20 protein-coding genes are annotated in these 21,425 nt (G+C 62.9%); 12 read left to right on the plus strand and 8 right to left on the minus strand.

The window, feature by feature from the left end; all coding sequences use genetic code 11:
• Positions 1–82 precede the first annotated feature (82 nt).
• The 4 genes from J4P02_RS01985 to J4P02_RS02000 all read left to right on the plus strand — a co-directional run bounded on the left by J4P02_RS01985 (position 83) and on the right by J4P02_RS02000 (position 3,881).
• Positions 83–757 carry a helix-turn-helix transcriptional regulator gene (locus J4P02_RS01985; protein WP_426187239.1) on the plus strand — a complete coding sequence of 225 codons (675 nt, stop codon included), beginning with the start codon at positions 83–85 and terminating at the stop codon, positions 755–757.
• Between the two features lie 77 nt (positions 758–834).
• Positions 835–1,635 carry a molybdenum cofactor biosynthesis F family protein gene (locus J4P02_RS01990; RefSeq protein ID WP_426187241.1) on the plus strand — a complete coding sequence of 267 codons (801 nt, stop codon included), beginning with the start codon at positions 835–837 and terminating at the stop codon, positions 1,633–1,635.
• Between the two features lie 105 nt (positions 1,636–1,740).
• Positions 1,741–3,123, plus strand: coding sequence for an aspartate aminotransferase family protein (locus J4P02_RS01995; RefSeq protein WP_426187243.1), 1,383 nt, complete (start codon positions 1,741–1,743; stop codon positions 3,121–3,123).
• Positions 3,120–3,881 (plus strand): SDR family oxidoreductase, encoded by a 762-nt coding sequence (locus J4P02_RS02000; RefSeq protein WP_426187245.1) that lies wholly within the window; start codon positions 3,120–3,122, stop codon positions 3,879–3,881. Before J4P02_RS01995 ends, J4P02_RS02000 begins: the two co-directional genes overlap by 4 nt.
• A 114-nt stretch (positions 3,882–3,995) precedes the next feature.
• Here J4P02_RS02000 and J4P02_RS02005 read toward each other — a convergent pair whose 3' ends face one another.
• From J4P02_RS02005 to J4P02_RS02020, 4 genes are read right to left on the minus strand one after another with little or no spacing between them, the layout of a single operon-like run.
• Complete coding sequence (locus J4P02_RS02005) at positions 3,996–5,090, minus strand: polyamine ABC transporter substrate-binding protein (RefSeq protein WP_426187247.1); 1,095 nt, start codon at positions 5,088–5,090, stop codon at positions 3,996–3,998.
• A gap of 47 nt (positions 5,091–5,137) precedes the next feature.
• The gene (locus tag J4P02_RS02010) at positions 5,138–5,479 is read right to left on the minus strand and encodes a cupin domain-containing protein (RefSeq protein ID WP_426187249.1); all 342 of its coding nucleotides are present in this window, start codon (positions 5,477–5,479) and stop codon (positions 5,138–5,140) included.
• A 57-nt stretch (positions 5,480–5,536) separates the two neighbouring features.
• Positions 5,537–6,943: an NAD(P)/FAD-dependent oxidoreductase gene (locus J4P02_RS02015; RefSeq protein ID WP_426187251.1), complete on the minus strand. Its 1,407-nt coding sequence runs from the start codon at positions 6,941–6,943 to the stop codon at positions 5,537–5,539.
• Between the two features lie 51 nt (positions 6,944–6,994).
• Positions 6,995–7,810 carry a helix-turn-helix domain-containing protein gene (locus tag J4P02_RS02020; protein WP_426187253.1) on the minus strand — a complete coding sequence of 272 codons (816 nt, stop codon included), beginning with the start codon at positions 7,808–7,810 and terminating at the stop codon, positions 6,995–6,997.
• A 270-nt stretch (positions 7,811–8,080) separates the two neighbouring features.
• On the opposite strand from J4P02_RS02020, the gene J4P02_RS02025 reads away from it, so the two are divergent.
• On the plus strand, positions 8,081–8,350 hold the full coding sequence (locus J4P02_RS02025; protein WP_426187255.1) for a DUF1652 domain-containing protein: 270 nt from the start codon (positions 8,081–8,083) through the stop codon (positions 8,348–8,350).
• 315 nt (positions 8,351–8,665) lie between these two features.
• Here the strand turns inward: J4P02_RS02025 and J4P02_RS02030 are convergent, their stop codons facing one another.
• Positions 8,666–11,131 carry a UvrD-helicase domain-containing protein gene (locus J4P02_RS02030; RefSeq protein ID WP_426187257.1) on the minus strand — a complete coding sequence of 822 codons (2,466 nt, stop codon included), beginning with the start codon at positions 11,129–11,131 and terminating at the stop codon, positions 8,666–8,668.
• A 274-nt stretch (positions 11,132–11,405) separates the two neighbouring features.
• On the opposite strand from J4P02_RS02030, the gene J4P02_RS02035 reads away from it, so the two are divergent.
• Positions 11,406–12,101 carry a pirin family protein gene (locus J4P02_RS02035; protein ID WP_426187259.1) on the plus strand — a complete coding sequence of 232 codons (696 nt, stop codon included), beginning with the start codon at positions 11,406–11,408 and terminating at the stop codon, positions 12,099–12,101.
• Between the two features lie 61 nt (positions 12,102–12,162).
• On the opposite strand, the gene pgm is transcribed toward J4P02_RS02035, so the two are convergent.
• Together pgm and J4P02_RS02045 are read right to left on the minus strand one after the other, a co-directional pair.
• A complete protein-coding gene (gene pgm, locus J4P02_RS02040) occupies positions 12,163–13,809 on the minus strand; it encodes a phosphoglucomutase (alpha-D-glucose-1,6-bisphosphate-dependent) (RefSeq protein WP_426187261.1) in 1,647 nt (548 codons plus the stop codon).
• Between the two features lie 260 nt (positions 13,810–14,069).
• The gene (locus J4P02_RS02045) at positions 14,070–15,092 is read right to left on the minus strand and encodes a zinc-dependent alcohol dehydrogenase family protein (RefSeq protein WP_426187263.1); all 1,023 of its coding nucleotides are present in this window, start codon (positions 15,090–15,092) and stop codon (positions 14,070–14,072) included.
• Positions 15,093–15,362: 270 nt separating this feature from the next.
• On the opposite strand from J4P02_RS02045, the gene J4P02_RS02050 reads away from it, so the two are divergent.
• The 6 genes from J4P02_RS02050 to hxsA all read left to right on the plus strand — a co-directional run bounded on the left by J4P02_RS02050 (position 15,363) and on the right by hxsA (position 20,466).
• Entirely contained in the window at positions 15,363–16,277 is a 915-nt protein-coding gene (locus tag J4P02_RS02050) for a LysR substrate-binding domain-containing protein (protein ID WP_426187265.1), read from the plus strand.
• Positions 16,278–16,406: 129 nt separating this feature from the next.
• A complete protein-coding gene (locus tag J4P02_RS02055; protein WP_426187267.1) occupies positions 16,407–16,664 on the plus strand; it encodes a hypothetical protein in 258 nt (85 codons plus the stop codon).
• Positions 16,665–16,824: 160 nt separating this feature from the next.
• Positions 16,825–17,124, plus strand: coding sequence for a His-Xaa-Ser system protein HxsD (gene hxsD / locus J4P02_RS02060; protein WP_426187269.1), 300 nt, complete (start codon positions 16,825–16,827; stop codon positions 17,122–17,124).
• Positions 17,121–18,608 (plus strand): His-Xaa-Ser system radical SAM maturase HxsB, encoded by a 1,488-nt coding sequence (gene hxsB / locus J4P02_RS02065; protein WP_426187271.1) that lies wholly within the window; start codon positions 17,121–17,123, stop codon positions 18,606–18,608. Before hxsD ends, hxsB begins: the two co-directional genes overlap by 4 nt.
• Positions 18,608–19,843, plus strand: a complete 1,236-nt coding sequence (gene hxsC, locus J4P02_RS02070) for a His-Xaa-Ser system radical SAM maturase HxsC (RefSeq protein ID WP_426187273.1) — start codon at positions 18,608–18,610, stop codon at positions 19,841–19,843. The genes hxsB and hxsC overlap by 1 nt, the downstream gene beginning before the upstream one ends.
• The gene (gene hxsA, locus J4P02_RS02075; RefSeq protein WP_426187275.1) at positions 19,840–20,466 is read left to right on the plus strand and encodes a His-Xaa-Ser repeat protein HxsA; all 627 of its coding nucleotides are present in this window, start codon (positions 19,840–19,842) and stop codon (positions 20,464–20,466) included. The genes hxsC and hxsA overlap by 4 nt, the downstream gene beginning before the upstream one ends.
• A gap of 166 nt (positions 20,467–20,632) precedes the next feature.
• Here the strand turns inward: hxsA and J4P02_RS02080 are convergent, their stop codons facing one another.
• The gene (locus tag J4P02_RS02080; RefSeq protein ID WP_426187277.1) at positions 20,633–21,346 is read right to left on the minus strand and encodes a class I SAM-dependent methyltransferase; all 714 of its coding nucleotides are present in this window, start codon (positions 21,344–21,346) and stop codon (positions 20,633–20,635) included.
• Positions 21,347–21,425 lie beyond the last annotated feature (79 nt).

Raw genomic sequence — 21,425 nt, forward strand, 5'->3', positions numbered from 1 at the left:
GCCGCAGCCGCGGCCCCCACAGGATTCAACCTCACGCCAACCACCGCAGCCCCTGCCCGCCGGGCAGCCCAGGAGCCCTGCCATGAGCACGCCCGCCTCCCTGCCCGAGGCCCACGAGCTGGGGCAACGCTGCATCGCCGCCTTTACCCGGGTGGTGCCCGCCACCCTCTGCGCCTTCTACCGCATCGACCCAGCGCTGCAGGCCCGGGACTTCTCGCTGTACCGCATGCCCGAGCCGATGCACCAGGCCTACCTGCAACGCTACCGCCAGTACGACCCCCTGCAACCGCGCCACTGCGCCGCCGCCGGGCGCCCGGTGCTGTCCTTGCGCATGGGCATGGCCCAGCAAGGTCGCCATGCCAGCGAGATCTACCAGGGTTTCCTGCAACGTCACGGAGTGCTGGACGTGGTGGAGATTCTCGCCCATGACGGTGGGCGCCCCATCGCCGGCCTGTCCCTGCTGCGCGACAGCGCCCTGGGGCATTTCAGCGTCGAGGAACTGGGCACCCTGGATGCCCTGCAGGGCCTGCTGGAAATGGCTGCCCTGGCGCCCTACTCCCAGGTCGATGAACGCCTGTCCGGGCTGACCCCGCGGGAGCGGCAGATCGCCTGGCTGCTGCGTGACGGCGCGGACAACAAGTCCATTGCCCGTCGCCTGGACCTGGGCCTGCCAACGGTCAAGACCCACCTGATCAACCTGTTCCGCAAGGTCGGGGTCGGCAGTCGCACGGAGCTGGTGCGCACATTGTTCCTCTAGTTCAACCATAAGGTTGATGGGCAGCGCTGCCTTGAATGCCGAACATGGGCTCTCCTCCGGCAGACAAGAGCCTTGCCATGAATTCGCAACCTGAATGGATCACCGTTGGCGCCCTGGCCGATGGTTTCGCCCACGACAACCACATCCTCGAGGCAACCGACCAGTTGGCCGGCCGCAGCCTGACCCTGCACTTCGACAATGGCTGGCAGATCGAGCATCACTTCGCCAGCAGCAGCCTGAGCTGGAACCTGCTGGGCGAAAGCGCCAGTGCCGAGCTGCCCTATCGCGCCACGTCAGTACGCCCGGGCATTGTCCTGGTGGACTTTCTCAAGCAGGAGCAGGGCCAGACCCACTCGGTAAGCCTGATCCTCGACCTTGAGCGCCAGTGCTTCACTGCGGTGATCGGCCAGATGCCCAGCCGCGCCGAAGCCAGCGTCGACCTGTTCAGCCGAGCCCTGGCCGGCGGCGAGCTGACCTCGGTCAAGGCGCAGTTCCTGCACGGCGGCATCGACCGCCCGAGCCGCGCCGAAACCCCGGCCCATGCCCCCACCGACGAGCTGATTGGCCTGCGCAAGCAATATGTCTACAGCGCCAGCGAGGCCTACGAGCACTACTACCTGAATGCCAATTTCTACAGCTGGCAATGCCTGCGAGGGGTTGAACAAGGCCTGGCGGACACCGACCGCTGCCACTACTACAAGATCGCCGAACAGCTGTATCTGTTCGTCTGGCGGGAAAAGATCATCCCGACCCTGGGCCTGGTGCTGATCGACCTCAAGGCCGGGCGCAGCGACGGCAAGATCTTCGGCTACCAGGGCAGCGACTTCAGCCAGGCCGCCAACTTCCCAGTAGGCGCACAAGCAGCGGCAAGCGGCTAGCTACAAGCGGTAAGTTCACTGCCAGTCACATGCAGGCTGGCGTTTGGATTTTTTGGCTTTTCACTTGCAGCTAGCCGCTTGCCGCTAGCTGCTCAGGACCTCTCCATGACCTTGGGCCTCGATCTAGACCTTGTCAGCCAGTGTTACCAGGCTGAACTGCAACGCTTCGCCGAACGCCATCCGCGCTCCGGCGCCTTTTACCAGGACAACCTCAAGCACTGGCTGTATGGCGCGCCGCTGCACTGGATGCAGCAGTGGCCCGGCCGCTACCCGATTACCGTGGCCGAGGCCCAAGGCGCCACCCTGGTCGACTGCGATGGCCATGAATACGTGGACTTCGCCCTGGGTGACACCGGCGCCATGTTCGGCCATGCCCAGCCGGCAGTGAGCGCGGCCATCGCCCAGCAGGTGCAGCGCGGCTCGACCCTGATGCTGCCCACCGCCGACAGCCTGTGGGTCGGCCAGGAACTGAGCCGGCGCTTCGGCCTGCCCTACTGGCAGGTCACCACCTCGGCCACCGATGCCAACCGCTTCGTGCTGCGCCTGTGCCGGATGATCACCGGGCGGCAGAAGGTGCTGGTGTTCAACTGCAACTACCACGGCAGCGTCGACGAGTCCCAGGTGGAGTTCGATGCCCAGGGGCAGATGATTGCCCGGGACGGCGTGCACGCCAACGGCCTGCAGCACCAGGCCACCACGCGCCTGGTGGAGTTCAACGACCTGCCGGCTCTGGAAGCGGCCCTGGCCCATGGCGACGTGGCGGCGGTGCTGACCGAACCCTTTATGACCAACGTCGGCATGGTGCCTCCGGCCGCGGGCTTTCATGAGGGGCTGCGGGCGTTGACCCGGCGCTACGACGTGCCGCTGATCATCGATGAAACCCATACCCTGTCCTGCGGCCCCGGCGGCTACTGTGGCGAGCATGGCCTGCAACCGGACTTCTTCGTGCTCGGCAAGTCGATTGCCGGAGGCATTCCCTGCGCGGTGTGGGGCAGCAGCCAGGCCATGGCCGAGCGCATCTGGCAGGTGCTGCCGCATTTCCAGCCGGGCCAGGCGATCAACCACTTCGGCTTCGGCGGCACCCTGGCCGGCAATGCCCTGCAAATGGCCGCCATGCGCGCCACCTTCAGCCAAGTGATGAACGATGAGAACTACGGGCGCATGTTCGCGCTGGCCGAGCGCCTGCGGGCCGGGGTGGCGGCGATCATCGAGCGGCATCGCCTGCCCTGGCACGTGACCCGCATCGGCGCCCGGGTGGAATACCTGTTCATGCAGCAGGCACCACGCAACGGTGGCGAGGCCCACCACGCCCGCCACGGGCTGATCGAAGCCTATCTGCACCTGTACCTGCTCAATCGCGGGGTGCTGCTGACCCCGTTCCACAACATGGCCCTGCTCTGCCCCAGCGCCAGTGAGGCCCAGGTCGATCTGCACAACCAACTGCTGGAGCAGTGCATCGCCCAGGTCCGACAAGGAGCCCCGGCATGAACCAGGATCAAGCGGGACGCATCGCCCTGGTCACCGGCTCGGGCCAGGGCATCGGCCGGGCAATCGCCCAGCTGTTCGCCGCCCGGGGCGCCAAGGTGATGCTGGCCACCCGCAGCGCCGCCAACGGCGCCGAAACCCTGCGCCTGATCCGCGCCGCCGGTGGCTGCGCCGAGCTGCTGAGCCTGGACCTGGGCACTCGGGCGGCGGCCGACCAGGCCGTAGCGGCCACCCTGGAAACCTTTGGCGGGCTGGACCTGCTGCTGCACAACGCCGGGATCTTCCCCCTGCAAAAGCTCGCCGAGCTGCAGGACCAGACCCTCGACAGCACCCTGGCGGTGAACCTGAAAAGTTGCTTCTGGCTGACCCGGGCCGCCCTGCCGGCGCTGCGTCGTGCCAGTGAGCCGCGGATCGTCATCACCTCATCGGTGACCGGACCACGCACGGCGATACCCGGGCTGGCCCATTACGCGGCGTCCAAGGCGGGGGTCAATGGTTTTATCCGCGCCGCGGCGCTGGAGTTGGCGGAGCATGGCATCACGGTCAATGGCGTGGAACCGGGGCTGATCGCCACCCAGGCCACGGACAACCTTGGCGATGCCGCGCAACTGTCTCGGGGCATTCCCCTCCAGCGCCTGGGCACGCCGCAGGACATAGCCCACGCCATGCTGTTCCTCGCCTCGCGGCAGGCCGGCTATATCACCGGCCAGACCCTGGTGGTGGATGGCGGCGCGCTGCTTGCGGAAAACAGCCAGCTGTAGGCACCCGCCAACACCCGCTTGCCCGCGAAGGCGCCCGCATGACCGGCGCAAGGCCTGTGGGCCTATTCGTCGGCAAGCCGGCCCCTACAGGAAGTGCCAGGCAGCAAGCGGCGCTTAGTTGCCGCTACGCACCTTGCTCCACAGGCGGGTGCGGATGCGGTCGATATCCAGCGGCATGGCCTCCAAGGCGAACAGCTTGTCCATCATTGCCGGGCTTGGGTAGATCTTGCTGTCGTTCTTGATCGCCGGATCGATCAGGCCGTCGGCCTGCTGGTTGCCATTGGCGTAATGCACATAGTTGCTGACGCCGGCCATCACCTCGGGCTGCAGCAGGTAGTTCATAAAGGCATAACCGGCCTTTTCGTCTGGCGCATCCACCGGCATCGACACCATGTCGAACCAGATCGGCGAGCCTTCCTTGGGAATCGAATACCCCACCTGCACCCCGTTCTTCGCCTCCCGGGCCCGGCTTTCCGCTTGCAGGATGTCGCCGGAGAAGCCCACCGCCACGCAGATATTGCCGTTGGCCAGGTCCGACACGTACTTGGACGAGTGGAAGTAGCTGACATAAGGCCGCACCTGCATCAGCAGCGCCTCGGCCTTCTTGTAGTCCGCCGGGTTCTTGCTGTGATGCGCCAAGCCCAGGTAGTTCAGGGCCGTGGGGATCAATTCCGGGCCATTGTCGAGGATCGCCACCCCGCACTTCTGCAACTTCTGCATGTACTCGGGCTTGAAGATCAGGTCCCAGGAATCCAGCGGTGCGTCACTGCCCAGCACTTCCTTGATCTTGGCCTGGTTGTAGCCGATGCCGGTGCTGCCCCACAGATAGGGGAAGCCGTACTGGTTGCCCGGGTCATTGACCTCCAGGGCCTTGAGCAGCACCGGGTTGAGGTTCTGCCAGTTGGGCAGCTGGCTCTTGTCGAGCTTTTTCAGCGCCCCGCCCTGGATCTGCCGGGCCATGAAGTGGTTGGAGGGAAACACCACGTCATAACCGGATTTGCCGGTCATCAGCTTGCCGTCCAGGGTCTCGTTGCTGTCGTAAACGTCATAGGTGAAACCGATGCCGGTGGCCTTCTGGAAATCCTTGGTGGTGTCCGGGGCAATGTAGTCCGACCAGTTGTAGATTTTCACCGTGCCGGCGGCCTGGGCCAGGGAGGTGGCGAGCAACAGCGGGCTGAACAACAGCAAAGCGCGGGTCTTGGGAGTCATGAGTCGTTACCTGTGGCTGGTTTTGTTATTGGCAGGCAATCAAGGGATCAGAAAATCAGGACATAGGTCTTGCGCACGGTTTCCTGGATATCCCAGATTCCGCTGCTGTTGGCCGGCAGCATCAGGGCATCGCCGGCTTCTATTTGCAGGGTTTCGCCATCATCGGGGGTGAAGGTGCAACGGCCCTGGATGAAGTGACAGAACTCCTGGGCGACGATCTGCCGCCGCCAGCGCCCCGGGGTGCACTCCCAGATGCCGGTCTCGACCCCGTCGCTGCGCTCGACGGCGGTCACCGAGGTCACGGCCACGGGAGTGCCCAGGGGCACCGCCACCGGTGCCGATTCAGCCAGGCTGACGCTGGCGGTTTGCTTGAATTGGGTGATGCTCATGGTTCTACCTATCAGGCGGATAATCCGAACGCTGGGCGTTCGCTGGGTAACGCCGGCTCAATGCATGAAACCTTCCATGAAACCGGCGATGCGGCTGGCCATCCTGCGCCGCCATGGGGCCGAGGCCGGATTGGCCAGGGTCTGATCTTCGTGGACAAAACTGCGGATGATGGCGTTGTAACCGAGCCAACGGCAGGGCTCCGGCTCCCAGGCGCGCAGGGCCTCCAGGCCGCCCTCGGGCAATACCCAGGGTTGCTGCACCAGTGGCGTGTCGCGTTCCAGAATCAGGTCGGCCAGGGTGCGCCCGCCGAGGTTGCTGGCCCCCACCCCTTCGCCGCCATAGCCACCGGCCAGGGCGATGCCCTTGCGCCGGTCGCAGAACATGTGCGGCTTGAAGCGCCGGGACATGCCCAGGTTGCCGCCCCAGGAATGGGTGATGCGCACCTGCTTGAGCTGGGGGAACAGCTCGCCGAACAGATAGCGGCGCAGTTCCACTTCATCCCGACTCAGGTCGAAGTCATGGCGCAACTGGCTGGCGAACCGGTAGCCGCCGCGGGCGCCGAACACCAGGCGGTTATCCATGGAGCGCTGGCCGTAAGTGACCTGGCGACTGCTTTCGCTGAAGGCCTGGCCGCGGCTCAGGCCGATCTCGTCCCAGGTCGATTGCGGTAGCGGCTCGGTGGCCACCAGCAGGCTCTGCACCGGCAGTTGATAGCGGCCCAGGGGCGGCAGGGTCACCGAATAGCCTTCCACCGCCGGCACTATCCAGCGGCTGCGCACAGCGGCCCGGGCCGTTTGCAGGCTGCCGGACTGCCAGTGGGTCACCGGGCTGTTTTCAAAGAGGCTCACCCCCATGCGCTCCACCGCCCGGGCCAGGCCACGCACCAGCTTGGCGGGCTGGATGGTGGCGCAATGCGGCGTGTAGATACCGCCATAGGGCTTGGCCAGGCGGATCTGCTCGGCGAGCTGGTCGGGGCTCAACCAGCGGTAATCTTCTTCGCTCAGGCCCTGGGCCTGCAGTTTGCGCAGGTACTGGCGCAGGCTGGTTTCCTGCTCGGGATAGCGCGCGGCGCAGTACAGCACCCCGCCCTTGCGGTAATCGCAGGCGATGCCTTCACGTTCGATGACATTGGCCACTTCATCGGGAATGCCGTGCAACAGCGCGAAGGATTCCCGGCGCTGCTCGGGCGACAACCCGGCCAGCAGCCGGTCTTCCCCCAGCAGGTTGCCCATCAGCCAGCCGCCGTTGCGCCCGGAAGCGCCAAAGCCAGCGGTCTGCGCCTCGAGCACGGCGATCTTCAGCTGCGGCGCCTGGCGCTTGAGGTAATAGGCGGTCCACAGGCCGGTGTAGCCGGCGCCGATAATCGCCACATCCAGGTCCAGGTCCTGCTCCAGGGGCGGCCGCGGCAGCAGCGGCTCGTCGAGCTGATCCATCCACAAACTGATACTGCGCCACGCTGACATGCCTGAACTCCGCAACCCGAACCTCGAATGCGGCGATCCTAGTGCCTGCCTTCAGGGGTTGTCTTGCGCGCGTGCCCGCAAAGAAATTTGCTTGGCGTAGGCCTTGGGCGACTGCCCGGTGTGCTGGCGAAAACAGCTGTAGAACGCCGACAGAGAATTGAAGCCCGCAGCGAACGCCAGCTCATCGATGCGCAGTGGCAGCACGGCCTGGTCCAGGGCGCCCAGCAGATGCTGCAGGCGCGCCTGGTTGACATAGCGGTAGAAGCTTTGCCCCAACACCTGGTTGAGCAGGTAGGAAATCTGGTTGCGGCTGTAGCCGCACTCCCGGGCCACCCGTTGCAGGTCCAACTCGGGGTCGAGGTACGGCTGCTGACGCTGGAAGTACTGCTGCAGGTCTTCGGCCATGAAGCTCAACTGGCGTGGCGACAGGCCCAGGCGACTGGCCGCCGCACGCCCGCCGCCGGTGGCCTTGCTCGGTGCCGGCTCGCGCACCAGGGAAGCGTATTCATTGACCCGCCAGATCAGCCCGTCGCGCACGGTGATGGCTTCGCTGGCGCGGAACGACACCAGCCCCTGGCCGCCGCGCAGGGTCACTTGGTACTGGATAAAGGCAGTGTTGCCGTCCAGGCGGATGCGGTCGCTGTGCTCCAGGGCTTCGTCGGGCGCGCGGGGCATGCTGGCCTGGACGTACTCGCGCAACTCGTCGAGCCCCAGGGTGCGGTTCTGGAAGAAGTCGTGGTACTGGATCTCGGGGTGATACAACGCCATCACCCCATCGAGGTCGCGATGCTTCCAGCACAGGTGATAGCGCATCACGGTTTCGCCAGTGGCCCGGGTTTGCAGTGGACCATCGTCAGGGGCGGACATAGGTATCTCGCACGCAAAAGCGCCCAGCTTGCCGAATTGAGGTCGAGGCTTCAACGCACGGCCGTCGACTGCCCGCTGCAACCTCGCACCTGCTCAAGGACGTGACCGGGATCATACATCTGTCATGAACTGCCGGACGGTGAGCAAAAAAACCGCAGACCGTCATACGCCGGTGCTATTTTTAAACCCTCAATCGATCGGCACATTGACGCGCCGGTCGCTCCTACCGCGAGCACAAGGAAGCGCTCAATGAAACAAGGTGGGCCAATGATGAATAGTGTCTGGGCCAGCAAAGTCACCTTTCCAAATGCCTGCCAGCTGATGCGCTGGCATTTTCATCCCCTGGGCTTCGAGGCCAGCATGGATGCGCCCGGCAGCATGATCGCCCGGCTCTTCGATCGGGCCAGTGGCGAAACCCTGATCGCCATCGCCGGCATTCCCTGCGCCACGGTGATGAACGCCGCCGATGTGGAACGAATAATCGAAGCGGTGGAGGATGAGCTGGAAGCCTTTTCCCCGTCCCTGGCGCTCAAAGCCTGAAACAAGCCAATCACCCCTCAAGCTCGCTTGCACAGCGTAATGCTGTTCACTTAACAAAAAGCGGCGCTTCCCTTGAATGGGCAAGCGCCGTTTTTCTTGGGTCCGTTCGCCAACTCGACCTTGTGGCGAGGGAGCTTGCTCCCGCTGGGGTGCGCAGCGCCCTCAATCTACATCCTGCGAGCCGTACCAACAGGCTTTGCGAAGGCTGCGCCCCGGGGCACCGGCCGCCGGCCGATCGAACGGGAGCAAGCTCCCTCGCCACATTCTTCGTTCAGCCGCTTAAGTGAACAGCATTCGCTTGCACAGCGGGATTTTTCATTGGCCCTGGCGCAAGTCCTCAAAATACGGCTTGTCGCGAGGCACTCGGTCCGAGGCCTTGGGCGCATTGCCCGGCATGTTTTCCTGGCGTTCGACATACCAGTAGCAATGCCTCACCGCCCGGGTAATGCCAACATAGGCCAGGCGCAGGGCCTCGTCCTTCTGTGCGTTGTCGTAGGCGTCAGTGTCGCCGTCCTTGCCCAGCCCGGCCTGGCGATAGAGCTGGTTCTTGTAGGGCGAGCCGCCCAAGTGCTGGCAATCGCCGAGCAGGAACACCACATCCGCCTGCAAGCCCTTGGCACTGTGATAGGTCAGCAATTTCAGCCGGCGAGCCGCTGGAGGCAATCTAGAATCTACATTAACTATTTGTGAAATATGCTCTTCTATCAAGAACTTATCACTGCTTTTTCGAAACAACATCAAGATTGAATCACCCTGCCCATAGTGCTCGGCCAGACGCTGGGCCAGGTCCTGATCGTCGCGATCCAGCACCTGCACCGGCCACAGCTGCCGAGGCTCGCCCACCGCCTTGGCCTTTTTCCCGGGAATCGCCGGCACTGCCCGGACGATATGTTCCGCCGCATCGATCACATGCTGGTGGCTGCGGTAGTTCTCGCCGAGCATCACCCGGGTGGTGCCCGGGGACGGGAACTCCTTGTTGAAATCGATGAAGTACTTGGGCGAACTGCCGCGCCAGCCATAGATCGACTGCCAGTCGTCGCCGACGCAGAGCAAGGAGGAATGCTGCGCCCCTCGCCCCAGGTGCAGGGCCGAGCTGCGACTGCGGATTTCCTTGAGGCAGGCCTTGAGCCAGGAAACGATCTGCGGCGACACGTCCTGGAACTCATCGATCATCAGGTGCGACAGCGGCCGCAGGCAGGCGTCGCTCAGCAGCTTGAGGTTTTCCGGCGAACGCTCGCTGAACAAGGCAAACATCCGGTTGTAGCTCATGATCGGCGGCGACTGATCCAGCAGGTGATCTTCCAGGGCACGCCAGAACAGGCTCAGGGCCTCGAAGAAGTGACGGTCCGGATCGTCCGCGGCAAAGCTCATGCCGGCCACGGCATCGCCGACATCCAGCCCCAGGTTCTCGATAAAGCCGGCGGCGGCGACAAAACAGTCGAGCAAGGGCGCCGAGGCCAGCTCGCCCTTGACCTTGTAGTCGAAGCCTGGCCCGCCACTCGGGGTCGCCGAAAAAGCCCCTGAAGCGCGCTTTGATGCATCGTAACTATCCAGCCAAATCAATGGCTTACGACAGAAAGCTTGAAACAGGGTGCGCTTCACTGCCCACTCTGCACGCACACTGAGCTTGGCTCCCGGACGGCTGGCCTGAGGGTTTTCCCGAGGGTCGAAGCCCAGCATCACCCAGGCATCCAACTCAGGGGCATAGCCATGGCAGTGGAACTGCGCGCCATTGATCTCGAACGACTGGCGCTGCGGCTCGATGCCCTTGATCGGCCAGGCGCCGGCGCGAAACCACAGGTCCTCGACCATGTCGCACAGCTCTTCATCGCGCTTGGCCGCCAGTTCGGTAACCGCCACGCGCTTCTGCACATCCGGGTGATCGCGCTCCAGCTCCTTGAGCTGCAAGGCGTGGCGCAGCAGCGGCTGCAGGGCCTGGCGAAAGCGTTCGTCGCTGCGATACAGCGCCTGGTAGCAGGCATTCAGGTGCTGGCGCTGGGCATCGTTGATGCGCAGGTCGAAGGGGTTGCTGTCCACCTCCTCATCGGCGCTCGGCGCGCGTTCGCTGAGGTTCTCGAAGGCCTGCAGGCGCTCGAACCCCGGCAGGCTGCGGACCATGGGCAAAATCCGCGAGTGGAAGGTGCGCACCAGTTCCCGGGCTTCCCTGGGGCTGAGCACCCGGCCCCACAGGGCAAAGACTTGCAGCAGCTTGTTGATGAAGTCCTTGCGCGACTCCCGGGTGAAGGTCACCACGGTCATGGAGTCCAGCTCGAAGCCCAGGTAGTGGCTGAGCAGCAGCAGGCGCAACACCAGCGAGGTCGACTTGCCGGCACCGGCCCCGGCGATCACCGCTGTGGCCGGGGTGTCGCTGAAGATCATCTTCCACTGCGCCGCGCTGGGCTGGGCCTGGGGCGCCAGCAGCCGGGCGACATCGGCCTTGAAGCGCTTTTTCAGCTCGGCGCTCAATGGCAGGCGCCAATCGTCGAACAGCCGGTCATCCACCCCGGGTGGCCGGTGTTCGGTATTGCGGCTGTCGCGAATCAGCAGCACCTGACGGCCTTCCTCTAGCCCCTCGCGCCGGCCTTCCTCGTAGCCGTACTCGACCCCGGCGTTGTGCCCGCTACGAAAGCCGTCGGCCTGGCCGTGCAGCCAGGAAGCCCGATGCTGGGCCCGCAGGCGGTTCAGGCCGTGGCCGAAGAAGCGTGCTGCCAGGCGTTTAAGCAGAGGCATCTGGGCCAGGGGTAGAAGCTCGGGGGGCAAATCGGGGCTGTGTTGCGGCACGCGGACTCCAGGGGTAAGGCAGATGGATCAGGATCGGGGGATTCTTTCACGGCATCGAGGCAATTGCTTGCAGGTCATTAACTTAAGCGATGAATCGAAGGTTGGACAGCAGCTTCACGGCAAAATAAACATCTAATTTTACGATATGTTTTCAGCATTTTTTGCGCTTTTTATCGATCTATGACTGATGGATCATGAGCGCCATCAACCAACGGTTATCGTTCCTGGGCCGGGTGCAGAACCTGCCATGACGAAGCCTTTCGAGGAGAGAATCATGCTTGAACTCAGACCCTTCAACTCCCTGGGCAGTGCCAACCACGGCTGGCTCGATGCCCATCACCATTTTTCCTTTGCCGAATACCATGACCCCAAGCGCATGCACTGGGGCAACCTGCGGGTCTGGAACGACGATGTGATCGCACCCGGCAGCGGCTTTCCGCAGCACCCGCACCGGGACATGGAAATCATCACCTACGTTCGCGAAGGCGCCATCAGCCACCAGGACAACCTGGGCAACAAGGGCCGTACCGAAGCCGGTGATGTGCAGGTGATGAGCGCTGGCACCGGGATCGCCCATAGCGAGTACAACCTGGAAGCCGTGCCGACCAAGATCTTCCAGATCTGGATCATTCCCAACCAGGCCGGCTCGGCACCGTCCTGGGGCGCCAAGCCTTTCCCCCAGGGCCAGCGCGAGGGTTTCGTGACCCTGGCCAGCGGCAAGCAGGGCGACGAAGAAAGCCTGCGGATTCGTGCCGATGCGCGGCTGGTGGCGGCCAACCTGAAAGCCGGTGAAACCGCTGAATACGCGCTGGACAGCGGCCGCCGGGCCTACCTGGTGCCGGCCACCGGTGCGATCGAGGTCAACGGCCTGCGCGCCGAGGCCCGGGACGGCGTGGCCGTGGAGGATGAGCGGGTGCTGCGGGTCACCGCCCTGCAAGACAGCGAGATCGTACTGGTGGACCTGGCCTGAGCCAGCGCAAAGAAAAAGGGCGACCCTGATGGTCGCCCTTTTTTTGCCCGCCGATCGAGGGTCAGTTGCCGCTGATGGCGCCGTCCACCAGGGCCTGGGCTTCCTGCACCAACTGCTTGAGGTGATCGTCACCGATAAAGCTTTCGGCGTAGATCTTGTAGATGTCCTCGGTGCCGGAGGGCCGCGCGGCGAACCAGCCGTTTTCGGTCATGACCTTGAGGCCACCGATGGCCTGGTCGTTGCCCGGGGCCTGGCTGAGGATCTGGCGGATCGGCTCACCGGCCAGCTGGGTCGAGGTCACCTGTTGCGGCGACAGCTTGCTGAGCAGGGCTTTCTGCTGCGGATTGGCCTTGGCATCGACCCGCACCGAGAACGGCTCGCCCAGTTCATCGCACAGGGCGCGGTAGGCCTGGCTCGGATCGCGGCCGGTACGGGCAGTCATTTCCGCTGCCAGCAGGGATGGGATCAGGCCGTCCTTGTCGGTGCACCAGACCCCGCCATCACGGCGCAGGAAGGAGGCGCCGGCACTCTCTTCGCCGCCAAAGCCCAGGGAGCCGTCGAACAGGCCGTCGGCGAACCACTTGAAGCCCACCGGCACTTCGTACAGGCGCCGGCCCAGGCGCGCCGCCACGCGATCGATCAGGCCGCTGCTGACCACGGTCTTGCCCACCGCGGCATCGGCGCGCCATTGCTCGCGGTTCTGGAACAGGTAGTCGATGGCCACCGCCAGGTAGTTGTTCGGCGCCAGCAGGCCACCGCTGGGGGTGACGATGCCGTGGCGGTCGTGGTCGGGGTCGCAGGCGAAGGCCACGTCGAAACGCTCCTTCAGGCCAATCAGGCCCTGCATCGCGTGGCTGGAGGATGGGTCCATGCGGATCTGCCCGTCCCAGTCCACCGACATGAAACGGAAGGTGGCGTCAACCTGGCGGTTCACCACATCCAGGTCCAGGCGATAGTGCTCGGCGATTGCCGACCAGTAGCGCACCCCTGCTCCGCCCAACGGGTCCACGCCCAGGCGCAGCTTGGCGTTGCGGATGGCGTCCAGGTCGATGACGTTGATCAGGTCGGCGACATAGGTATTGAGGTAGTCGTGGCGATGGGTGGTGTCAGCCTTCAGCGCCTGCTCGTAGCTGATGCGCTTGACCCCGGCCAGCTTGGCCGCCAGCAGTTCGTTGGCCTTGGCCTCGATCCACTTGGTGATATGGGTGTCGGCCGGGCCGCCATTGGTGGGGTTGTATTTGTAGCCACCGCTTTGTGGCGGGTTGTGCGAGGGGGTGATGACAATACCGTCCGCCAGGCCCGAGGTGCGCCCGCGGTTGTAGCAGAGAATGGCGTGGGACACCGCCGGCGTCGGGGTGTATTCGTCATTGGCGGCAATCATCACGGTGACGCCGTTGGCGGCCAGCACTTCCAGGGCGCTGGCCCCGGCCGGGGTCGACAGGGCATGGGTATCGATGCCGACGAACAGCGGGCCATCGATGCCCTGGGCTTCGCGATACAGGCAGATGGCCTGGCTGATGGCCAGGACGTGCCATTCATTGAAACTCAGGTCGAACGAGCTGCCACGGTGCCCGGACGTACCGAAGGCCACACGCTGGGTAGGCACCGATGCATCGGGCTGACCGGTGTAGTACGCCGTAACCAGTCGCGGAATATCGACCAGCAACTCAACGGGTGCCGGTTTGCCCGCAAAAGGACTGAGACTCATGCAAAACCTCTGGAAAAAGGATGGTTCGGGAATGCCGCGCAGTTTACTGGCAGTTTGACCGTAGCGCGATGGAATCTATCCCGACGCCACCCGCACTTTTTCATCAGCGCTGGCTCCTACAAAAATCTGCGCGCCTCCGGCCCGTAGGAGCTGGCTTGCCAGCGAAAGCGCCTGCAGGAACACCATCCCCCTCAAGCCCCATTCGCCGGCAAGCGCACAAAAAAACGCCAGGCTTGGCCTGACGTTGGGAGGAGGGAAAATCAGGCCGGTTCGACCTGCAGCGCGACCCGTTCGCGGCACGGACATTCGTCCATGTAACGGTGCGCCTCGACAAACTCGCTGAAGGGAAAGACCCGGGTCTTCAGCGGCACCAGCACCCGGTCCGCGGTGAGCTGGTTGATATCCCGCAGCGCCCGCTGCAGCGCCACCTGGTCCTGAAGGATGCCCAGCTCCGGCTTGCCGGTGAAGTTGCCGATGCAATGGACGAAGAACTGGATGTTCTTCTGGAACGCCGCGCAAGCCGGGAACGGCGTCTGGTTGCCGCCCTGCAGGCCGTACAGCACCAGGCTGCCGCGAGGCGCCAGGACATCGCCGAGCATCGACATCTGCGGCCCGCCCAGGCCATCGAAGACCACGTCGACGCCGCGATTGTCGGTGAGCTTGTTGATCTGCATCAGCAGGTCCTGCTCTTCGGTGACTATCACCTTCTCGGCCCCCAGCGACAGCAGGTACTCACGTTCCTCCGCGGTCTTGGTGGCGGCAATCACCCGCACGCCCAGGGCCTTGCCCAACTGCACGAAGGCCGGGCCGGCGCAGTGGCTGGCATCGGTGACCAGGGCGAACTGCCCAGGCTTGACCCGAGCCAGGTCGGCGTAGGCGAAATAGGCGATCAGCAGCGGCGTGTAGTGCACAGCGGCGTCAGTGGCGCTCAGCACATCCGGGTAACGGGTCAGGGCCGAGCGTGGCAGCACGATCAGCTCGCCATACACCGGGTAATCGTTGGGGCTCTGCGCAGGAAAGCTGGCGACCTTGTCGCCAACCGCCAAGTCCTCGACGCCCTCGCCCACGGCGGTGACCACCCCGGCCATTTCATGCCCCAGGCCCGAAGGCAGGCGGGCATGGGACGATGCCAGGTTCTGCCGCCAGAGCACGTCGTACCAGCTGATACCAATGGCTTCGACTCGTACCTGCACTTCGCCTGGCGCAGGCAACGACGCCGCATGCTCTTCGCACTTGAGCACCTCGGCCGGTCCAAACTTGTGAAAACGAATCGTGCGGGACATCGCAAACCTCGTCAAATTAACCTCTAATGCCACGAACTCTATCCGGGCTTTGCAAGCAAGACTATCAGCGCCTATTAATAGTCGACATGCCTGTCATTGATTCCATGCCCTTGGAAATCGGGGCGTAGCGCCCTGCTGCTGCCGTGCCGGACTACAAACAAACAACATTTAGCCGATGCAGAGTACCAGCCTTTCCCCGTAAGATTCACGCCGGCCATTGTTCCGATATGGCCGCCCCCGTCAAGTTCGCTGACTCTGCCAGGACTCCAGATGAATCGTAATGACCTGCGTCGTGTCGACCTGAACCTGTTGATCGTGTTCGAAACCCTGATGCACGAACGCAGTGTGACCCGCGCCGCCGAGAAGCTGTTCCTCGGCCAGCCGGCCATCAGTGCGGCACTGTCGCGCCTGCGCAACCTGTTCGACGACCCGCTGTTCGTACGCACCGGCCGCAGCATGGAACCCTCGGCCCGGGCGGTGGAGATCTTCGCCCTGCTGTCGCCGGCCCTGGACTCGATCTCCACCGCCGTCAGCCGTGCCGCCGAGTTCGACCCGGCCACCAGCACCGCGGTGTTTCGCATCGGGCTTTCCGACGATGTGGAATTCGCCCTGCTGCCGATGCTGCTCAAGCGCCTGCGCGCCGAAGCCCCGGGCATCGTCCTGGTGGTGCGCCGCGCCAACTACCTGTTGATGCCGGCGCTGCTGGCCTCCGGCGAGATCTCCATCGGCGTCAGCTACACCGCCGACCTGCCGGCCAATGCCAAGCGCAAGGTGCTACGCCGCAGCCTGCCCAAGCTGCTGCGGGCCGACACCGTGCCAGGCCCCCTGAGCCTCGACGACTTCTGCGCCCGGCCCCACGCCCTGGTGTCGTTCGCCGGCGACCTGAGCGGCTTTATCGATGAGGAACTGGAGAAACTCGGACGCAAGCGCCATGTAGTACTGGCCGTGCCGCAATTCAACGGCCTGAGCACCCTGCTGGCCGGCACCGATATTCTCGCCACGGTGCCCGACTACACCGCCGAAGCCCTGACCGCCGCCGGCGGCGTACGCGCCGAAGAGCCACCGCTGCCGGTGCGCGCCTTCGAGTTGCATATGGCCTGGCGCGGCTCACAGGACAATGACCCGGGGGAACGCTGGTTGCGTTCGCGGATTCAGATGTTTTTTGGTGATCCGGACAGCCTGTGAAAGCCGCCTGAGCATGACCCCCGCCGCGCCCGGCACCGAGCGCATACCAAGGAAATTTAAGGATCAGGCCAAGGCCTCGGTACCTGCTGGGATCCGCAGCAAAAAACCTAGTACCTGCCGGAAATCGGCTTGCTCGCACGCTGGTTGCCCTGCCCACCGGAGCCGGCACTGGAACACCTGCCCGAGTACCAGATCCACTCGCCCTTCTACTACATCGCCGAATCAGGGGCGGGCTGCTGGAAGTGCGATAACTGGGGCCAGGTCTTCGCCTTCCTCCTCCCCCCGGAGCATGAAGTGTTCCAGGTAGTCGGTGATGAAGACGACGCCTTCGCCCTGGCCCGCAGCTTGCCTTTTCGACACCTGACTTTGTCGAGGACATGCAACTGATCGGTTGAGACTGCACATGAGCTCACGCATTCGCGGACGCCCCTTGGCAACTCAAACGATTCATGACAAAGGTCGACGACATGTAACAACCAGTGATAGCAAAATGCCTTGAAAGCCGGCAAAATCCCCACAACTATCAAGGTTTCAAGGACAGATCCCGATGGCATGGCCAGTCACGCTGAGCCTCAGCAATACCGCCTACCCCCTTGGCGTGGTGCAACGTACCGCTTATAGCCTGGCCGATACGCTAGCGATTCAGGTCAACGCCGAACCCGACCAAATCAATCTCGTGATTTTCCCAGCGCAGACGCACCTGCCACCATCCGAAGACCAGGCGCGTGCGTTGGTGCTCCAGCATCTAAACGACTTCGCGCTGCGGGATCGAATCAACCACGAAACTGCCGGACTACGCGAAGTACTGATACGTGCAGCGCTCACCGGGTGCGAGATCGCCCAGTGACACTGATTACTACCGATGCCAGGACCTATCGCCTGCTGCCGTTGCGTTTCATGCGCATGAACTCGGAAAGTGAGCATGACATATTGCTTACCTCTGACACGGGTGAATATCTGCATGTCAGCGATGCGCAACTGCAAGCCCTCAGCCATTACCAACTGCGCCCAGATACACCGCTCTACAAGGATCTACTCGCCCGTCATTTCATCTACGAGCCTGGCCGTCACGACCCATTTCCAGAAATGGCAGCGCAGCTGCGCAGTCGCAAGGATTTTCTGTTCCAGGGCCCGGCGCTGCACCTGTTCGTGGTGACGCTACGCTGCAACCACACGTGCCAGTACTGTCAGGTGTCCCGCGCTCCACTTGGCGGCTCAGGGCATGATTTGTCAGAGCACGATGCAAGGGCAGCGGTTGAGCGCCTATTCGAGTCGAACGCCCCCGCCCTCACGGTAGAGTTCCAGGGAGGCGAGCCGCTCCTGGCGTTCGAACGGGTGCGGCAGATTGTCGAGTGGGTGGTTGAACGCAATATCATCGAACAACGGGATATCCAGTTCGTTATCACCACCACGCTCCACCACCTGACAAACGAGATACTTGATTTCGCCCTGCTGCATCGTATCCAGTTCTCGACATCGCTCGATGGGCCGGCCTCATTACACAACGCCAATCGCCCCACCCCGTCCCGTGACTCTTATGAGAAAACCGTCAGAGGGATTCAATGGGTTCGTGAACGCCTGGGGCACGATAGCGTTGCTGCACTAACGACATTGACCAGCAGAAGCCTGGAGCAGCCCCAGGCAATCATCGATGAGTATGTGAACCTTGGGTTCTCCAGCATCTCACTTCGTCCATTGAGCCCCTATGGCTTTGCCTCGAAAGGCGCGCACCGCCTCGATTACCCCATGGAGCGCTATCTCGAGTTCTATAAAGAAGCGCTGGCCTACCTGCTGGAGATCAACCGACAAGGCATCTATCTGGCCGAAAGCTATTCGAGCCTTTTACTCAAGAACATCCTGACGCCATTCTCCTCCGGCTACGTCGACCTACGCTCCCCCGCCGGCGCCGGTACCGCAGCCCTGGTGTACAACTACGACGGCCATGTCTATCCATCGGACGAAGCGCGGATGCTGCTGGAGATGGGCGAGGATGGCCTGCGTCTGGGAACAGTCCATCAACCGTTGCCCGAGCTGCTAGCGTCCCCCGTCATGGCGGCATTGTTGGCCAGCGGCGTGGCAGAGGCCCTGCCAGGTTGCTCAGACTGCGCCTTGGTAGCCTACTGCGGCGCAGACCCGATAGAGCAATATGCGCGTCAAGGCGATCCGATCGGGCACCGGGCCTTTAGTAGCTTCTGCAAAAAGAACATGGGATTGCTCAAGCATCTGTTTGGCCTGCTGCGCGAGAGCGACGACAGTATTCAAAGGGTGCTGCTGTCCTGGTTGAACCGACGCGCCTTCAGCGACGTTCGCGTCCCTGGTTACCGGGGCTGATGACGATGCTACGCAAGGACACCCATTTCGAAATCCTCAACCTGGCGCAGCCAAGACTGCTCAAGGTCATATCCCTCGACGAATTCATCGAGCAAGGCCTTGCCGTCTGCGCAGGCGACGTGGCCTTCAGCGACCTCCTGCTATGGCTGCCAGATGCAGCGCTGCAACACGACCCCAACTTGCTGTCGCTGCCCGTAGGCGGCTTCCTGACGCCAGAAAGATTGACGGCTCAAATCCAAGGCACGCATCTACACCTACATTCACCAAAGGAAGCCGACGTTGTTCAGCCGGGAGATGTGGTTGCCATGACGCCCGACAGCAGCTTGGTGCGCGTCCTGTACCGACGCGGCTCGGACAGCAACCTGCTGTTCATGACAGACCGTTGCAACAGCCTGTGCCTGATGTGCTCCCAGCCCCCAAAAGACATCGACGATCATTGGCATATCGAAGAGAACCTTCGCCTGATCGACCTGATGGACGCGGGCGAGGAAAACCTGGGCATCAGTGGCGGCGAGCCGACGCTCTATCGCGATGGCCTGTTGGAGATTCTGGCAAAATGCAAAGCCGTTCTGCCTCGGAAGTCCATTCACGTACTCAGCAACGGCAGGCTATTCAAGGACCCTGCCTGGATTGAAGCGCTGACAACCCTTAATCACCCGCAACTGAGCTGGGGCATCCCGCTGTACGCCGACAACGCAACCGATCACGATCATGTAGTCCAGGCATCCGGAGCATTCAGCGAAACCCTTCAGGGGCTCTACAACCTCGCCCGAGCAAAGCAAATCATCGAGATTCGCGTGGTCCTCAGCCTCCAGACCACGCCACGGCTACCGGAACTTGCACACTACCTGTTCAGAAACCTGCCTTTCGTTCGGCATGTTGCACTGATGGGCATCGAGAGCACAGGCCTGGCCAGAAAGCACCACGAAGCGCTATGGATCGACCCATTGGACTATCAGGAGCCGTTGAGCCAAGCCGTCTATTTCCTGTTCAACCGAGGTATGCCGGTTTCGATCTACAACCTACCGTTGTGCCTGGTCCCCGCGCACCTGTCGCACTTCGCCCGCCAGAGCATTTCCGATTGGAAGAATCTGTTTATCGATGCCTGCCAGCAATGCGCAGCCATTGAGCATTGCTCGGGTTTCTTCAAATCCCATACCGACCGCTGGCAAAGCCGCGGCATCCAACCAATGTCCACCAAGGCCTTTAGTGCCTATGCAAGGAGCGCATGTTGAACCTACTTGATCGCTGGAAAGTCCTGATTGGCGGCATCACTCTTTTGCCGCTCGCCAGCGTCCCCTTGGCGCAGGCCAATCAAATGCCACTCGCCGATGCCAACTGGCAACCGAACGACAGGGTACAGCCCCCAGTCTTTGCGGATACGCTTAATGCCCCTGATGCGGTGAATATCTATGCCGCGCACCGCTCCCATAGCTCACACCGATCCCATAGCTCACACAGCTCCCATTACAGCGGTTCAAGTAGCTATAGCGCGCCGCGTTACTACAGCCCACCGGCCACCAGCACACGCAGTGACACAGCGCCGAGCACTTCAAGCTATGGCGCTGGTAATGCTTCCGGCTCCTCGAGCGGCAACTCCTTGTACCAACCCTCTGGTTCGACCACAGGGACAGGCGGAACCTCCCGAACGCGTCCGAGCAACGAACAGAAAAGCAACCTGGTTGTACGGGTTCAAACAGCCCTGACAGTGCGCAGGTATTACCAAGGCGCCATCGATGGTGTGATGGGGAATGCCACCCGGGGAGCGCTAATGGCATTCCAGATGGACAGCACGCTGGCAGTGAATGGCCGTATGGATACTGCAACATTGAACGCATTGGGAATCCGGATTCCTTGATTCACCTGCGCAGTGTCCCGAACGCGCCATTCATCTGTCCGGGCCCTACTGAAGTGGAGAAATGCACACCATCGCCGGCGGGATGTAAAAGCCCTTCTGCACCACAGGTGCCAAATATTGAAACGCAATCAGCGAATCAAGCCCGTTGAAACCGGAAAAGGTCCAGCTAGCGTCGGCACGCCATCCACGCCCCCCAGAACAAACTGCTGAAAAACCGCGTGGCCTGGCCAAATCCGGCGTCATGCAACAAGGCCTGAACCGCCGCCTCGGAATGCGGCGGGTCGGCGCCCTGGAGAATTTTCCCCAGCTTGGCCTGTACCTCTTCGGCACTTGCGCCCTGCTGCCGCCAGCGCTGCCCCCAAGCTTGCAGCAATAGTGGTTGGCTGGCATAGGCATAGTGATTGCCCGCCACAACCAGCGGCGCGCCCGGTTTCAGGCGCGCCTGAATCGCGCGCAGGATCTGCCGCTTGGGTTCATCGCCATTCAGGTGATGGAGCACGCCGATCAGGGTTGCCGCATCGAAGGACGGGGCAGCCGGCAAGTCGTCGACATGCCCCAAGTGCACCTCTGTCCGGTGCAGCAATTGGCTGGCCTGCAGCTGCTGCGTCGCGGCTTCCAGCATCGGGGCCGAAGGGTCGACGGCGGTGAATCGCCAACCTGGCTCCAAGGCTGCCATGGCGATGATTTCCTGGGCCGTACCACCCGCCCCTACCACCAGCACCTTGGCCGGGCATGAAGGGCCGAGCTTGGCGGCCAGCATGCACGCGGCCAGATCGTGACAGGCGTCGTAACCGGCCAAGGCGATGCGGCTTTGCCTGGCGTATTCATTGGCGCGGGAGCTGTCGAATTTTTCTACCGGGTTGGGCGAGGATGAAGGCATGGCGATTCTCCTGATCGTCGGAGCAAACTACGCCGGGGAAAGCGATTAGAAAAATGGATAAATTTCATACGCTGCATTC

This window comes from Pseudomonas sp. NFXW11 (assembly GCF_049887815.1).
GTDB lineage: Bacteria > Pseudomonadota > Gammaproteobacteria > Pseudomonadales > Pseudomonadaceae > Aquipseudomonas.

What these genes read in the sequence shown, in the direction of transcription:
- J4P02_RS02005 (WP_426187247.1), bottom strand. Translation starts at nt 5,090, where the DNA reads ATGACTCCCAAGACCCGCGCTTTGCTGTTGTTCAGCCCGCTGTTGCTC.
- J4P02_RS02020 (WP_426187253.1), bottom strand. Translation starts at nt 7,810, where the DNA reads ATGTCCGCCCCTGACGATGGTCCACTGCAAACCCGGGCCACTGGCGAA.
- J4P02_RS02015 (WP_426187251.1), bottom strand. Translation starts at nt 6,943, where the DNA reads ATGTCAGCGTGGCGCAGTATCAGTTTGTGGATGGATCAGCTCGACGAG.
- pgm (WP_426187261.1), bottom strand. Translation starts at nt 13,809, where the DNA reads ATGAGTCTCAGTCCTTTTGCGGGCAAACCGGCACCCGTTGAGTTGCTG.
- J4P02_RS01995 (WP_426187243.1), top strand. Translation starts at nt 1,741, where the DNA reads ATGACCTTGGGCCTCGATCTAGACCTTGTCAGCCAGTGTTACCAGGCT.
- J4P02_RS01985 (WP_426187239.1), top strand. Translation starts at nt 83, where the DNA reads ATGAGCACGCCCGCCTCCCTGCCCGAGGCCCACGAGCTGGGGCAACGC.
- hxsC (WP_426187273.1), top strand. Translation starts at nt 18,608, where the DNA reads ATGACGATGCTACGCAAGGACACCCATTTCGAAATCCTCAACCTGGCG.
- J4P02_RS02000 (WP_426187245.1), top strand. Translation starts at nt 3,120, where the DNA reads ATGAACCAGGATCAAGCGGGACGCATCGCCCTGGTCACCGGCTCGGGC.
- J4P02_RS02050 (WP_426187265.1), top strand. Translation starts at nt 15,363, where the DNA reads ATGAATCGTAATGACCTGCGTCGTGTCGACCTGAACCTGTTGATCGTG.
- J4P02_RS01990 (WP_426187241.1), top strand. Translation starts at nt 835, where the DNA reads ATGAATTCGCAACCTGAATGGATCACCGTTGGCGCCCTGGCCGATGGT.
- J4P02_RS02045 (WP_426187263.1), bottom strand. Translation starts at nt 15,092, where the DNA reads ATGTCCCGCACGATTCGTTTTCACAAGTTTGGACCGGCCGAGGTGCTC.
- J4P02_RS02035 (WP_426187259.1), top strand. Translation starts at nt 11,406, where the DNA reads ATGCTTGAACTCAGACCCTTCAACTCCCTGGGCAGTGCCAACCACGGC.
- J4P02_RS02080 (WP_426187277.1), bottom strand. Translation starts at nt 21,346, where the DNA reads ATGCCTTCATCCTCGCCCAACCCGGTAGAAAAATTCGACAGCTCCCGC.
- J4P02_RS02010 (WP_426187249.1), bottom strand. Translation starts at nt 5,479, where the DNA reads ATGAGCATCACCCAATTCAAGCAAACCGCCAGCGTCAGCCTGGCTGAA.
- hxsD (WP_426187269.1), top strand. Translation starts at nt 16,825, where the DNA reads ATGGCATGGCCAGTCACGCTGAGCCTCAGCAATACCGCCTACCCCCTT.
- J4P02_RS02025 (WP_426187255.1), top strand. Translation starts at nt 8,081, where the DNA reads ATGAATAGTGTCTGGGCCAGCAAAGTCACCTTTCCAAATGCCTGCCAG.